At 38.1% G+C, this 14,989-nt stretch carries 14 protein-coding genes and 2 pseudogenes; 13 read left to right on the top strand and 3 right to left on the bottom strand.

Going from position 1 to position 14,989, the window contains the following annotated elements; all coding sequences use genetic code 11:
* Window positions 1-835: 835 nt before the first annotated feature.
* The 6 genes from P5G49_RS00295 to P5G49_RS00270 all read left to right on the top strand — a co-directional run bounded on the left by P5G49_RS00295 (window position 836) and on the right by P5G49_RS00270 (window position 5,392).
* On the top strand, window positions 836-1,003 hold the full coding sequence (locus P5G49_RS00295; protein ID WP_301241415.1) for a hypothetical protein: 168 nt from the start codon (window positions 836-838) through the stop codon (window positions 1,001-1,003).
* Window positions 1,004-1,144: 141 nt separating this feature from the next.
* Entirely contained in the window at window positions 1,145-1,288 is a 144-nt protein-coding gene (locus P5G49_RS00290) for a hypothetical protein (protein WP_301241413.1), read from the top strand.
* Between the two features lie 28 nt (window positions 1,289-1,316).
* Window positions 1,317-2,042, top strand: a complete 726-nt coding sequence (locus P5G49_RS00285) for a hypothetical protein (protein ID WP_301241411.1) — start codon at window positions 1,317-1,319, stop codon at window positions 2,040-2,042.
* A 604-nt stretch (window positions 2,043-2,646) separates the two neighbouring features.
* Window positions 2,647-4,191 (top strand): YifB family Mg chelatase-like AAA ATPase, encoded by a 1,545-nt coding sequence (locus tag P5G49_RS00280; protein WP_301241409.1) that lies wholly within the window; start codon window positions 2,647-2,649, stop codon window positions 4,189-4,191.
* Window positions 4,184-4,762 (top strand): transposase, encoded by a 579-nt coding sequence (locus tag P5G49_RS00275; protein ID WP_301241403.1) that lies wholly within the window; start codon window positions 4,184-4,186, stop codon window positions 4,760-4,762. Before P5G49_RS00280 ends, P5G49_RS00275 begins: the two co-directional genes overlap by 8 nt.
* Before the next feature lie 309 nt (window positions 4,763-5,071).
* Window positions 5,072-5,392, top strand: coding sequence for a DUF2442 domain-containing protein (locus P5G49_RS00270; protein ID WP_301241402.1), 321 nt, complete (start codon window positions 5,072-5,074; stop codon window positions 5,390-5,392).
* A 146-nt stretch (window positions 5,393-5,538) separates the two neighbouring features.
* On the opposite strand, the gene P5G49_RS00265 is transcribed toward P5G49_RS00270, so the two are convergent.
* Both P5G49_RS00265 and P5G49_RS00260 read right to left on the bottom strand, forming a co-directional pair.
* On the bottom strand, window positions 5,539-6,336 hold the full coding sequence (locus P5G49_RS00265; RefSeq protein ID WP_301241401.1) for a helix-turn-helix domain-containing protein: 798 nt from the start codon (window positions 6,334-6,336) through the stop codon (window positions 5,539-5,541).
* 178 nt (window positions 6,337-6,514) lie between these two features.
* Complete coding sequence (locus P5G49_RS00260) at window positions 6,515-7,030, bottom strand: competence protein ComK (protein ID WP_301241399.1); 516 nt, start codon at window positions 7,028-7,030, stop codon at window positions 6,515-6,517.
* Between the two features lie 250 nt (window positions 7,031-7,280).
* On the opposite strand from P5G49_RS00260, the gene P5G49_RS00255 reads away from it, so the two are divergent.
* The 3 genes from P5G49_RS00255 to P5G49_RS00245 all read left to right on the top strand — a co-directional run bounded on the left by P5G49_RS00255 (window position 7,281) and on the right by P5G49_RS00245 (window position 9,863).
* Window positions 7,281-7,778 carry a sigma-70 family RNA polymerase sigma factor gene (locus P5G49_RS00255; RefSeq protein WP_301241398.1) on the top strand — a complete coding sequence of 166 codons (498 nt, stop codon included), beginning with the start codon at window positions 7,281-7,283 and terminating at the stop codon, window positions 7,776-7,778.
* 335 nt (window positions 7,779-8,113) lie between these two features.
* Window positions 8,114-9,136, top strand: coding sequence for a hypothetical protein (locus tag P5G49_RS00250; protein ID WP_301241396.1), 1,023 nt, complete (start codon window positions 8,114-8,116; stop codon window positions 9,134-9,136).
* Window positions 9,126-9,863, top strand: a complete 738-nt coding sequence (locus P5G49_RS00245; protein ID WP_301241395.1) for a hypothetical protein — start codon at window positions 9,126-9,128, stop codon at window positions 9,861-9,863. Before P5G49_RS00250 ends, P5G49_RS00245 begins: the two co-directional genes overlap by 11 nt.
* Before the next feature lie 72 nt (window positions 9,864-9,935).
* On the opposite strand, the pseudogene P5G49_RS17535 reads toward P5G49_RS00245, so the two are convergent.
* Window positions 9,936-10,022, bottom strand: a pseudogene (locus tag P5G49_RS17535) (DUF7713 domain-containing protein); the annotation flags it as partial.
* Between the two features lie 1,855 nt (window positions 10,023-11,877).
* On the opposite strand from P5G49_RS17535, the gene P5G49_RS00240 reads away from it, so the two are divergent.
* The 4 genes and pseudogenes from P5G49_RS00240 (at window position 11,878) to P5G49_RS00225 (ending at window position 14,419) form a co-directional block, all read left to right on the top strand.
* Window positions 11,878-12,147, top strand: coding sequence for a hypothetical protein (locus tag P5G49_RS00240; protein WP_301241394.1), 270 nt, complete (start codon window positions 11,878-11,880; stop codon window positions 12,145-12,147).
* Window positions 12,148-12,270: 123 nt separating this feature from the next.
* Complete coding sequence (locus tag P5G49_RS00235; protein WP_301241393.1) at window positions 12,271-12,729, top strand: DUF2441 domain-containing protein; 459 nt, start codon at window positions 12,271-12,273, stop codon at window positions 12,727-12,729.
* 584 nt (window positions 12,730-13,313) lie between these two features.
* Window positions 13,314-13,445, top strand: a pseudogene (locus tag P5G49_RS00230) (UDP-glucose 6-dehydrogenase); the annotation flags it as partial.
* 134 nt (window positions 13,446-13,579) lie between these two features.
* Complete coding sequence (locus P5G49_RS00225; RefSeq protein WP_301241392.1) at window positions 13,580-14,419, top strand: TIR domain-containing protein; 840 nt, start codon at window positions 13,580-13,582, stop codon at window positions 14,417-14,419.
* Window positions 14,420-14,989 lie beyond the last annotated feature (570 nt).

Raw genomic sequence — 14,989 nt, 5'->3', positions numbered from 1 at the left:
GGACAATTCAGTGGCTATATTCACGTACCAATGGTAATCTTCTATTATTTGCTCAAAAAAGTGAAGGTGTGAATTTATTTTCTCCATACGTATGACTGTTAATGGTCATAAGAAAATAGAGATTCGAAAAGAACTGGATCGGTCCACGCGGACCGAGTGTAAATTAAATTTGAATATGAGTTTGCAGAGTATGTAGGATTAGTGGAGGGCTCAGGCAAATTCATCTGTTTTTGTTGCTATCCATTTGGAATTGGGTTCCAGAAGTTGATGGGATAAAGGATGTTATGCAACGTTTGCGGGGTGCTGGCGGGAAGTTGCTTGGGGAGCCAGGTTCTCAATGAATTTAGAAATGTTCCAGAACGCTGGCACCATAAATGATTTCGGGTACCAGGTTCTCATTGAATTCGGAATTATTTCGAGTACCAGGTTCTCACTGAATTCGGAATTGTTCCGGAACCCGTAATGTGATTATTGTAGTCTGTCAATAAGACACGCAATTTAGCACGCATTTACCAGTTTACAGGGATATTGTAAAGGCTAAACCATCCTACGTTAACTGGTGAAGTTATACCTGTTAGTATTCGTTCAAATTTAGCATTATACCAGTTTTATCATTGGAAAATTTCAGGCGTGGAAATTGTATACAACTTCTATCAGACATCTCAGTTTCAATAGATTTCTGGTACCAGGTTCTCATTGAATTCGGAATTGTTTCAGAACTTGGTACTGTTTTTATAAATTTTTTGTAAGGTCGGCGTATTTGATAGCTGACCTTATATTTATTCGTAGTGGGATGTTTTTAATTGAAAACGGGTTGAATTGGAGGTCATTCGTCATGTTTCCTGAACTTGTGACGATTGGAGAAACAATGGTTGTATTAGTAGCAGCAGAAGGCCACTCGAGATATGTTCCTCGGTTCAATAAAAAGCAAGAAGGTACAGAATCCAATGTTGCCAATGGTGTAGGACTACTCGGTCATAGCGGGTTTATTGGAAAAAATTAATGCAAGAGTCTTTTGAAATCGACTTGAATGTTGGAGCAATGGTCATTACTGCAAAGGAGATATTGAGGGATTACCAGATTGAAGCGAATTGAAAACTTCCAAAAGAAGATTTTAGATGTACTAAGATAAGAGATGGTTAACGTGAAACAGGAATTACTGAGTAAAACTTTGGAGTCTGGTGCTGTAGCAGTTGTCCTTCTCATTGAATTCGGAATTGCTTTAGATTCCGGTACCTGTCATATTACCAATTTCTTTTTTGAATTATGGTACGATGGTTATGAATAAATTTTCAGTAAGGAAAGGGGTTTGTTTAATGAAAACCATGATTAGATGTTTCTTGTATTCCATTTCATTAGTTTTGATATTATCTGCATGTGGAAATACAAGTTCGAATGAAAGTTTTCGCAATATAAAATGGGGAATGACAATGGATGAGGTTATCTCTATTGAGGAAAAAGCAGGCAATAGTTATTATGACATTTTTGAGCTTTCGAATACAGATATTATTGAATATGAGGATGTAATTGTAAACGGTTATAAAGCTACCTTGGAATATTCCTTCGCTAATGAGGTTAGTGGATCTGAAGTAATTCATTTGCAAAACCTAATACCTAAAAAACTTACTCAAGGACAAGAAGATATTATTAATTCTAATTTAAGTGATGAAGAGAAGAATACTAGAATTATTGAACTAAGAGAAAAGTACAAAGATGAAGTTGAGGAATCATTGAAGTTTATGACTGAAACTAAAACTGTAAAGTTTATTGATTATATCTTATATGAAAGTTTGTATACATTTAAAGGGTTGGATGAGGATGATATAATTGGAATAAAAGGAAGTTTGTTTAAAAAATATGGAAAACCTAGTGAACCAAACGAAGGTATGGACAGCACTTATTTATATTGGTATTTAGATACGATAAAAATTTTTTACAGGGAAGATATTGAAAAAGGAAAAGCAAGAGTTACTTATACAGCAAACTATAATACATTACAAGACAAAATGAGAAATAACAATTCAAATGGCGGAGAGCTTTAACATTTTTTGTTTACAAAGTCATGTATCTTGGTTAATGATCATGATTTAGGATGCCAGCGTTCGTGTTAATTTCGGGCGTAATTTTCGGGTACCAGGTTCTCATTGAATTCGGAATTGTTCCAGAACCTGGTACCGTTTTATTGTAAATACATTTGTTCATACTTATTCATGACCAAAATTGTGGGTGCTATCGCTTTCCTATCATTCTATTCAAGCTAATGGTTGTCTTATGTTTCTAAAGTAAATTTCAAGAACCAGGTTCTCGTTGAATTCAAAATTGTTTCAGAACCTGGTATCTTTCACTATATTGATAATGAAAAAAGATTCCATAGGTGAATACCACTTATGGAATCTTTTTTTGATGCTTAGGTTTAGTTTGAATGCGGAATAGTACAAGAATCTTGTACCCAAAATAGAAATTTTGCATAACCCTCATTAAATTCAATAAACCGCATGTCTATTGAGGTTGTCGTCAATTTTGAATCTGACTATATAAATATTTATCCCCCAAAAACCCCTCAAATCCTAATTATTCCCCTTTTTTGAAAATTTACAGAACAACCGATCTATCGTATGGTGAGGGAAAAGAAATAGGGGTGAGGTTGTGGGGTATGTATTGAGCGTTGGGCTGGAGGGGATGAAAGGGCATAGAGTGATGGTGGAGGCTAATGTTCGAGATGAGAAAGAGGCCTGTGTCATAATCGGTTTGCCGGATGCCCCGATGAAAGAATCGAAAGACCGGATATTAAGTTGTTTAAATGTGCTTGCTATTGATATAAGTTTGAAGAGGCTAACGATCCATCTTTCTCCACCGGACAAGCGAAAATCCGGGACAGGGCATGACTGTGCGATGCTTCTTGCAGTACTTAAAAAGCTTGAACTTGAACCGATACCGATTGATTCCGAGACCTGTTTTCTTGCAGCATTGTCATTATCGGGGGAGCTGCTGCCATTTCATGGCTTAATCCCTGCAATCCAACAAGCGGTAGTGTTGGGGTTCAAAAGAATCGTTATTCCCCCAATCGACACAAGCTATCTTCAAGCTACGCCAAATGTGGAGTTTGTCCCGATTCATTCGGTGAAAGATCTTTTGGCTTATTTAAGGGGGCAACAGACAATTTCGTTGCCTGATGTTCTATTCCATACTGTTTCCACGGACGGGCAAGTGGATGAAGATTTGCCCACTGCTGATTTTTCCGCGGTGCGTGGCCATGAAGAGGCGAAACGGGTAATGGAGATTGCAGCCGCGGGAGGCCATCATGTTTTGTTGAATGGACCACCGGGGTGTGGGAAAACATTGCTTGCGGACGCTTTTCACACCATCCTGCCTGATTTGTCCGATGAAAGTATGCTTGAAACTTATGGAATCTATCATTTGGCACAAGAAGAAAGAGGGTTTTCGAAACGACCGCCGTACCGTGCTCCGCATCATTCCGCTTCTTCCGTATCGCTCATAGGAGGAGGGACGTTTCCTAGACCAGGTGAAATTTCACTGGCGCACCAAGGTGTCTTATTTTTGGATGAATTAGGCGAGTTTTCGAGGAAGACACTTGATATGCTACGTCAACCGATGGAGTCCGGGGAAGTGACGATTAATCGAGTTAGACAATCCGTGACGTACCCTTCTGCTTTCATTTTAGTAGCAGCCACAAACCCTTGCCCGTGCGGTTATTTTGGATCCAATGAGAAATATTGCACATGTACACCTGCACAAATTAGATCTTATCAGTTGAAAGCTTCTGGGCCTTTATTGAACAGGATTGATTTTATCCTTACCTTAAAAAGTGTAGGCGTATTTAATAATAGACAAGCAGAGTCTTCTATTGTCATCCGTGAACGTGTCACTGTTGCAAGGGAAATACAGAGAAAGCGATATTCCTCCGTTCACTTAAATGGGAATGTACCGGTATCCAAGCTTATGGCAGCAACCATGCTGTCAGACGAGCAGGAACGTTTCATCCAATCCATTTGTTTCAGAGAAAAATGGAGCAATCGAACAATGGTGAAACTGATCAGGGTTGCAAGAACAATTGCGGACTTGGCGGGTGAACAATCCATCAGCGAGGCTTCTATTTCAGAAGCGATAGATTGCCTACGGATTGCATCAGCCATTCATGGAAATAAGTCCGAGGTAGTTGTCGGTGGCTAATAAGAAGAGGGATTGGCATCCGAACGGTTTTTATCACATCATTGTCCGGGGCAACAATCGACAGAACATATTCAATACTGAACGAGATATGTATGAATATTTTAGGAACCTGAACTTTGTAAATGGCAAATACCCATTCGAACTATTTGCGTATTGCATCATGTCCAACCATGTCCACCTGCTGATTCGTTCACGCCTCGTTCCGCTTGGGAAAATCATGATGCGTCTCAATCGTCGGTACAGTGACTATTACCGCAAAAAATACAACTATGTTGGTCAAATCTATCAAAACAGGTATTACTCAAAAGAGATTGTCGATTCAATTGGTTTATTGAATGTTGGATCGTATATACATAGGAACCCGATTGAAACGAAAGAGCCGATGGTTAATTCGATGGAACACTATCGCTACTCATCCTATCAATATTACTTTTATGAACAGAATAGCCCCCATGCGTTTTTGAATCTGAAGTTATTGCCGTCCTTATTGCCGGTTGGGTGGGAGAAGACGGGGAGGGAATATGCGAGGTATTGTCGGGAGAGGGGGGAGGAGTTGTCAGAGTCTCGCTGAATTTTTGTCATATACTAGAAGGTGGTGTACGATGTTGCCTAAAATTAGTAAATTTGGTGGCGTTACAGTAGTGCTATATTACAACGATCATGACCCGCCACATTTTCATGTTGTCGGGGAATATAGAACAAGAATTGAAATTGCAACTGGGAATACCTGAAAGGTGATAGCCCATTACCTTCAAGTAAAGACAATGATGTGGTAAAATGGCTGGAAAAATGGCGAGATGATATTATGAAAGGGTGGAACGATTGCCGTGATGGGAAAGCACCCAACAAAATTCCACCACTCTACTGAGGAGGTTTTAAAATGGTTTTAGTCAAATCGGTAAAACCACTTCCTGACGGCTGGCTATATATCACCTTTGACAACGAAGAGAAGAAGATTGTTGATATAAAGCCTCATATGAAAGGTGTACTGGAAAAACTTAAGGACTCTGAGTTCTTTAAACAGGTATTTGTTGACCCGGAGCTTGAATCAGTTAGCTGGCCAGAAGAAATAGACCTCGACCCGGACAATCTTTACAAGCAAGGCATTAACATAGGTGTAATTGAAAATTTATCTAAGATCTTGTCTAAAGAAAAATTAGCAGGAAAGATAAAGCATAATCGAGTACCAGGTTCTCATTGAATTCGGAATTGTTTCAGAACCTGGTACCTTTTTTAATGTTTTAGATGATGGGTCATGTTAACTCCTCCTTCACCTCTTATATAGATAGCAGAAGGTAAAAAGGATAATCCCTGAGAAAGTTTTTTATAAATAAGCCCAAATACCCATTAAGGACAATCAAACTCCTGCACCGGCACATCATACAGCATGAAAATATTATTGAAATATTTATCATCGATTAACTTGTCCAACACACCTTTAAAATACCCCGGCAAGTTGTGGATTGATTTCTTTTTTGTTGCCATGACAGTGATCATCAGCGCACGATAGGCAAGGTCCTCGAACACATGCTTGTCGTCCTTATAAATCTCAAATTTCAACATCCGTCCTGAAATGGCTCTGTGGATTCCATAGAATTCACGGGCTAATTTTTTCTCTCCGATTGTTCCGGCAAGGAAATCTTTCATCCGACTGAATAGGCTTGTGGATAACTTTTGCGACTCCACTGGAGACGTGTTTGTAAGATCTTTAGGTTTTAATAGAGATTTAGAAAGAAGAGCTTGGTCCTTGGACATCTCCTTGTTTTCCTCATCGTCATGCGGTTTATTGTCATCATCCCGACTGACCATTATCCCCTGGTCATCGAAGGGTAAAATGGTGTAGATGTTGGCTCCAACCCCGCTCATTACTGGGCGGATGTAGCGGACTTTTTCGATGATGCCAAGCTGGACAAGTTTCCGGATGGCGCGTCTGACAGTGATGTTTGATTTACCTGTGGCGGCCTCAATCGTTTCATGCTTCAAATGGGCTGCTCCGTATTTGACTGAATAGCGGCGGATGATCTCTAACACTTGGCGATTCGATTTCGTCATTTCATGCCAGTGGCGTGTGACATGCTGCTCTGCGACTGCGTCCAATTCTTCGGTTGTGTTGAAACGAGAGTGTTGTTTTAAGTAATGTAACATTTAGATATCCCCCTTCACCTTCTATATAGATGTGTGGGGGCGAAAGGGATACTGTGTGGAAGAATTTATTTTAAAAAGTTGTTTTTGGGGAGTAGGAAAGTGATTTACAACATAAAAAAGAGGCATTACAGATTTTGGTGGACTGTAGTGCCTTTTCCTATTGGATTATGAATAAATATTAATTGGCGGCATTGTATTTTGAATTTGGGTCATTTACAACAAACATTGGCTGTTCGGATATGTATTGACGTTTGGATTGTTGTACATGGCTGAGTAGTGTGTGGAGCCGCAACTTCTGTTTTTTGATTGTGTAGAGAGATTCTTTTACATTTATGGTCATTCCATTTTTGAAAGTAAGTTTCGTATTCTTTTTATCCACCATTTCTGTAGCAAAAAAATGACCAAAGATCCAAACGCAATCAGGATGTTTTGAAGCCTTTGTCGGAAACACACCTACTTCGTCTGAGATGAGGAATGGTGGTTTCTTGCCGAAGTCCATAAGTGTTCTAACTGCCTCCTTGCGCCCTTTCTTGGTTGAGTGGTAGCGCAAGCATGCCCTGTTAAGTAGTTCGATAGGACATGTTTCCGATAAATAGATTCCGTGCAATGTAATAATCTTGGACAGATACTTCCCTGAGCTGACTTTTTCAAGTGCCAAAGCCCGATGATCAAGTAGTAAACTATCATCTATCATGCTATATCCTCCTTTCTAATCACTTCACCTTTTATTTTATCTTATTGCTTTATAGAATAATAGTCTAAAAATGTCGAAAATACATATTTATTTTAAAAATTGTCTACAAAAGACCTTGAATGCCCTATTTATATACCAAGTATGGTAAGCCAAACGTCATAAATGCTCATTGGTGTCTATAGTTCGTTCCTTCTATGATGGAGGTACCCGGGAATAAACTGAATCGTGCACGATCGGAAAGGTCAACCAAGTGTTGAATTTTGAAGACGTGTTAACTCAATATGAACCAATGATTTCCGCTTGTATTCGACAGTTGAATATTTATCGCGGGCATGAACAATTTCGGCAAACGGGAAGGGTTGCCCTTTGGCTGGCATGGGAACGGTTTGATGACGAGAAAGGGGATTTCACACCGTTCGCCTATCGGTCGATTCGTGGTGCGATGATGGACGAGATGAGGAAGGAAAACCGATTTGAGGAACATCACATGCCTACTGGAGTTGATAAGTTGACTTATTTGATCGATGTGAATGAGACGGAGGAGAATTGTGGGATTGGACGTCTCGAGAATGTGATTGAATCACTAACAGAAAACGATAGGAAATTACTTCAATGGCTGTTTATAGATGCATGCAGTCAGGCTGAATGTGCAAAGAGATTCGGCATTTCGGTGCCTGGAGTGAAGAAGCGAAGGGAGCGGGTGTTGCAGAAGATTAGGGAGTTGTTGGAGAGGGGGAAGGGCTTTTGAGGTACCTGTGCGTGGTTGAATTCAGTTAATTTGCTACAATAATCATGGGTGTCCACTGCGCATGCATTGACACAAAATACCCAGCAACCGAGTTGATTATGTTGCTGGGTAATTTAATGCGGGATCGTTACTTCGCATATCCTTCAGACTGTATTTTTATTATGGGAGGATTTTCACCTTTCTTGGCGAATAGTGTCAATAGGAGATGAGAAAAAGTCCGAAGGCAGCGAACATTCGCCACTAATCATGATACCTTGCCAACACCATCACTATTGTACAAAAGCAATTGCTATAAGGAGAAATTCTACAGGTAAACCAAACAAGGATGTGTAGATATGAACAAGTCTGAATTTATTAATGGGATAAAAAGTTTAAATAAGCAATCGTCTTGGCAGGAAATTCAAGACTATCTTCTATTTGATATGAAGAAATTGGCTATCCTAGATAAAAGTAAGTTGGAGTTAAAGAAAGATTACTTTAAAGACTCCCAGATAACTCTTGAGTACCAAGATGAGAAGACGGAATTTATTAATAACTGGTTGCGTTATAAAATCGCCACCAAACCCAAATTAAGTCTATACACAACTTCATTTGATTGTGATACTACGGAGGTAGTGAAAACAGTTTTATTTGAATCTTTGATTACAGAAGTCGATAGTTTGCAATATAACGGAATTAGGGGATTCATAATTAATGATGAAATTAACTTAGAAACAGACACTATGCATTCATTCGCTACTACATTTAATAGTTTTCTTAGAGACGTCCTAAAATATGTGGAGCCGTATTGGGTGGAAAACTATATAAAGAAATATGAATTAACTGAAACGGAAGATGTTTATAGAGATATTTATTTTCTGGAAAACATCAATAGATGGTATGAGGAAATGAGTTTAAAGGACAAATCAATTTATAAAGCATTAGAAAAGTTCGCCGAGCACTCACATACAATTGGGAATTTTATAATGGTGCCAAAAGGATATAATGCAGGTCGTTACTCAAGAACAGGTGATTACTGGGATTTAACATTAATAGATCTTAAAAAAATTATAGCCCAGGAAAATTGTAATCTCGATTATAAATGGTATGCGGAAAATTATCATTTATTTAATTTGGAGAAATACTTCAAGAAAAACGTGAGTGAATATACTATTGAAGAAAATGAGCCAATACTCTTATTTGAAAATCATTCATTCCAGCATAAAAAACCTATTGGAGAAGAAGTTAAAGAGTTTGCAAGTAATGTTACTTCTTTAATTAGTGATAGAGGTTTAAGTCTTTTGATGAAAATCAATCCATCCCTTATGGATAATAAAGCAGTATTATCAAATTTAAAGGAGAGAAATTATGCAAGATAAAATTAAAGCTTTACTGTTTGATTTTACTGAAGATAATTTGAATGTCCATCAAGCAAGTAAAGCAGATATAATATCCGGAAGAAATATTTTAAAAGATGGCATACAAATTATAAACGGTGAATTTAGCGATACTCCCTTTGTTCAGATAATTGAAATAGATAGTTTTGTTCCTGATAAGGTGGAAAATGTCCAAATGAGTAATATTCTTGGGATAGATGAAAGTGAACTTTGTGTCTACTCTATTTATTCTCGTACTTTCAAAGAATCTCGTTCATTTACAAGAGGTGAATTAAGTTCGGGGTATCCTGGGGATTTTACTATTCTCACAAATAAAGCAATGTTTGAAAAAGCTAATCCAATCTTTGAGATACGTTTTAAAAAAAATGAGAAATGGTCTTCCTGGCAAGCAATAGCCGGGAAATTTATTGTTGCACAGAACTATAAATTTGGTCCTGGAGGAATAGCGGAGGTTTATAGTTCAATGTCTGAAAAGGTAATAGAAACGTTTAGTCATGATTTTCAAATCCGATATAGTGGATCTGGCGTATCGGAATTTGGGATGGTAAATTCGCTTCATAGAATTATTAAAGATCCGATTCATAGCGATATTAGAAAAATTATTGATCCATTCACCTTTCAGATTCTATTTGATTCCCAACTCATTCAAGAACTTTCAAGTGAAAAAAGCATTGAAGCTTGGAGGAAATTTGAAGAGCGTTATTGTTGATCGTGAATGATATAGGATACCAGGTTCACAGTGAATTCGGAATAGTTTTAGAGCCTGGTACCTTTTTTCATTTCATTCGTCCCACTCATCCGTCAAATCCTTCATTTCGATCTTTACCTGAAAGCCTTCAAATGCCTGCAAAAGACGGCCGACTTCTTTCCATGTATATGGGGTTTGCCGTCTATGATGACGAGCGGTGCTTCGCTGTGGGTTTCACGATAGGACAGCACGCCTTTCAAGTGATCGCCTTTGACAGTGATGTACGGCACGCCACTTAGATACTCTCTTGTTTTGAGATAAGTCTTCGACAGGCCCCGTTTGGTCTTTTCTTCATTTAATTCGGAGTTGTTTCAGAGTCTGGCACCTTGTTTAGTATTACATAGTGAAGGAAGATGTCGAGGAAACGACAAAACACTATGGTGTTACTACGGATATGATTAGAATTAATTTCGGGTACCAGGTTCTCAATGATTTTAGAATTATTCCAGGTCGAGTAGGTCGGGTCCTTTTCCATATGGAATTGGACACCTTCCTCTAACAGAACTTATCCCGACTTTTTTTTATAAGCTATCAAAAACAAGGAAATAATATATGTTTTTGATGGCCTATAGATTGAATCCTCGGAATAATTTCAAGTACCATGTTCTCAATGAATTCGGAATCGCTTCAGAACCTGGTACCGTTTTTAATCTGAATTAACATAAATGTTTCTCGTACAGATACCTTTACAATTTCATAAGGTGGGAATTGCTACTATAAATAGAATGGAGCAGCTGAACGAATCTGAAAACATCTTAGGCACATTAACGAAATAGAAACATACTGGGGAAGTCCAGGGAATACCTTCTTATAATATTGAAGTGTCTGGCAGAAAAATGTAGTCGACATTGCAAGAGTAGTAGCAAGCAGCTAAGAAAGAGCAACTTGCTATAGTTTAAAGTGACACTCACTTTTATTTGCTTAGGAGATAAAAGGGATAAACCTAATTAAAGAAGAATGGAGGAGATTTATTATTCTGCCTATACCTTTAAGACACTTGGATATTATCTGAACGAAAGGTGAGTGCTATACATTTTTTGAATTTGGTAATAATTGCGGCTGTGGTTTATGGGGCATATTTGTTTAGACGCGGCTTTAATATCGAAAAGATTAATGAGCGTAGCATTGAGAAAAGGGTGGGAAATAAGAGTAAAGAGAAAAAGTAGAGTGGAATAAAAATGGGTGCCTACAGGAACACCTGCTAACCGCATTTTAATCGCCTTCAATTTCACCTCTTCTAGATAACTAACTCTAGTTCCAATAGAAAAAAATTTCGGGTACCAGGTTGAGCGACCGAGCAAGGTTGCAGCATATAGCGGGTGGATTCCCGCCGGGTAAGAATTAGCCATTCGCCCGTAGCGAGTCTTGGAGGATGAGGGGTAACCTTCATCTTTAAGCGTAGACAGTTAGGCGGCTGGCCGAAAGCCAAATCGATGAAGGGATTGCGCTCCGTAATACCCAGTTAAGAAGGCTGATGTGTTAACCTGTAATAATCACTCATCTCGGTGGAGATTGATCTGATCGGTAGCACACCATGCAGCTCCACGCTGGCCGCCTGACTTGAAGTCGGAGATTCGAACCTGCCATTCCTTTTTCACTTCAAGATTTGTCATTGGATTACCTGCATGTTTATTGATCTATGAAGATTATTGCATGGCTAATCTTGAATTAATTTCAGGTACCAATTTCGGGTACCAGGTTATCATTGAATTCGGAGTTGTTCCGGAACATGGTACCTTTTTTTAGAGTTAACAAGCAGGATTATATGAAAGTCAGAGCCCCCTTTTAAGAAGGGTTACTTTTCATAGGGTAGCCGAAGTTATAATCTGATGTAGTGTGAACGGATGAGCACTTTAGTCCAGCTTGCATGCCAAGGAATGTGGAAATAGGCATCTGCGATAATGTGCTTGTTTACACCATAACAAGAATAGAACCATTTAGCATAATTGTGAAAAAAGAAGGGGTTCCTCCGTTTATGTCGAAAGATATACAAAACAAGGAGGGGGTATATTTGTCTATTAGCCTAAAATTGGTGGAAAGTAAAGAATACGAGCATGATGGTTATGGAGCGGGGAGCGGTTCGATTATTAAAGAGGAATATTCATGTCCTTGCGGTAAGGGAAAGGTTTTTTACGAAAAAGATGATATACCTGGATATAGAGATAAGTCAATCTACAGCAATTGTGATACTTGTAATGAAAAATATGACTTCGGAAGAGGCACGGCGGTAAAAAATAATGTATGAAAGCCTTCACAAGAGTTGGACCATATTGCCGAGCAACTATAATTTGAATAAATGAGGTTATTAAAGATTTCCCATCCTCTTGTGGAATAACTAATAGAAGGAAAAAAAAGGGAGGAAATTTACTTGGAATACTTTCATGTTACAAACGTAGAACTACCTAAGGGATTGTTCCTGTTACCTTGTTACGGGGAAAAAGTAACCAGCCCTGACTATTACCGACGTGATTCGATGTCTCACGCCCAATATTTGAGAGAGATGATCATTGAAGAAGTTAGGGCTATAAATTATCCAGAAAAACCGTCCAGGTTAAATGCAGTTTACTTATTCGATGACATTAGACTGGCCATGCAATATAAAGAGGGGCAGAAATATAAATATATTTACCAGGTCGAGGTCGAAGGTGGTGCTTCTATTCACAAAGGTGATATGACACTGATCGATATGACGGTTTGTCGATCGGTTAATGAAATCCGAACATACGCTAAATCCTATTATAGTTCCGAGAATTCCATGAACCCGTTACACGAATTACTTCTTGATGGCAAAGTGATGGTGGTGGATCGCATAAAAGAGCTCGTATAATTGAAAACGTGAAAATAGATTCCTGTGTGATATGTTAACATGGATGCAGGTAGACCGGACTGCACCTGGTCGTCACACACCTTAGGTTCGGCCTGCTTCTTTTCTAAGGTGTCAAGAGCAGGGGGCTGGAACTGGGTTCTGTTCCTTTGGTAGTAGTAATAGAGTATGCAGCTATGCAAATTAGAAATGTATTCGGTTTAAACTAAGTATTTTTCGGGGAGCTTTTTCCATGCATTAATGCAGGCTTCTCGTTGAATTCGGAAATGTGTCGGAACTCATTACTTCACATTTATTGATTACAGCCACCCGATTTTACCACTCGTGATATCTTTTTTGCCACACAACTGTAAACGAGAACGTTAGTTCAGTTTACTATTTTCAGATTATCCCAGCACAATAGCTGGAGTATTGTGCTCATCCAACCGCGCTTTTTCGAAATATGAAAAAACTTTTCCACATCGTGGGGCAAGCAATCGGTATATTAATTTAGAGTAGAAGGTTCTCGTTGAATTCTAAATCAATAGGAAAAAAGGTACCTTAGACTAACTATAATGCTGTCATAGTGATTAAGTCGACTATACCCGTTACCCGTTGGCTATACGGAATCCCTACGTCAGCGTTTTAATACTGATAATTTCCTGTACTCTTCGGAGTTTCTTCGGAAGGGACGAGCTCTCTATGATAATCTTTATCCGTCAAGGGACATTTTAGGGGAGCACAAGTTTTTTACCAACACAGGGGGATTCCCTGCCGAATTGCACTTTTTTAGGATAACTATCTTAGCTGTTTCACTTAAGGAAACAGCTATTAGGATCTAACGTTAATTATTGCGAAAAGGGGATTCAATTGAATGTTATATCAAGTGTTTATGGAAGTAACAGATATTCCAGGTGCAAATCAAAACCTAAATTTATATGAATATGACAAGGAAAGTAAAAATAAGATTATTGAAGAAATTGTTCTACCATTCTTAGAAAAAGAAGAACTACAATTTAATGGCTATTTTTTAAAAGCTGAAAATATAGTTAGAATAGTAGTGAAAACTACGGAAGTTCCTATAAAAACAATAGTGCTTAGAAAAGAAAATAAACTATCCCCGGGTTTAATTTGGATTGTAACAAAGGAGGAAGCATTTGGAGATGATGAATTTACTCATGATGTAACACCGGAAATAATGAAAGAAGCTAAAACGAGAATCAATGAATCCCCCAAATTTTTTATAAGTCCTCCCTTAGTTGAAATCGATAATAAAAAAGTATTTATAGTACATGGACACGATGAGAGTGTAAAACTATCTGTCGCAAGGTTTTTGGAAAGGTTAGATTTGAAACCCATAATTCTACACGAACAAGCTAGTGGAGGAACAACGATAATTGAAAAAATAGAGAATCACATAGATGTAGGTTTTGGAGTTGTACTTTACACTCCTTGTGATTTAGGAAAAGCTAAAGATAGTGAAGAGCTCCAAATGAGGGCAAGACAAAACGTTGTATTCGAACATGGCTATTTAATCGGAAGATTAGGGAGATCTAATGTGTGTGCTTTGGTTAAGGATGATATTGAAAAACCAAATGATATATCAGGAGTTGTATATATTAATTACAATTCAGGGAACGGCTGGCACATGGAATTATTTAAAGAACTAAAGAATGCTGGTTATAAATTGGATGCAAATAAGTTATTTGTATAAGCTATTAATATTTATGAGAGAATAACACTTGACCTATTACTTTACCGATATTAAATAAACGTCTATGGTGTATGATCTCGCTCCTGAACATAATAGCACCTTCTTGGATTGAAATGAATTATTTGCATGCCGTTATTCATAATAGGGCAGAAAAAGAATTTGGAAAAACCATACTTAGTTCTTCCAACTAAAGAAACGATAATCAGTTAATTCTGGTATATGGGGTCATATTCAGTATTGCTAACTGTAAATAACGATAATAAATATACCACTGCACAATTAATTTATTGTGACATGAATTAGTGACAAGTTCCAGCCCAGAACAACTTTTGGTTAAATGATGATTTTCCTTTTTCGAGAAGAGTAGATAAGAGGGAAGAATCGATAACAATACATCCTTCTACAAGAAGAATTGGACAGAAATCCGCGATTTTTGATTCAACCATCATGAATGTTTCATTATGTCGCCCAGCCACCGATTGAATCCAGTTGCTGGGCATTTAAATTCAAAAAAACAACCTCCATAAAATTCATAACGCCCTTACCGGCAAAACCACATAAATATTAGCA

Source organism: Sporosarcina highlanderae, from assembly GCF_030433715.1.
Lineage (GTDB): Bacteria > Bacillota > Bacilli > Bacillales_A > Planococcaceae > Sporosarcina > Sporosarcina highlanderae.
This window is presented reverse-complemented; position numbering and strand designations above follow the sequence as displayed.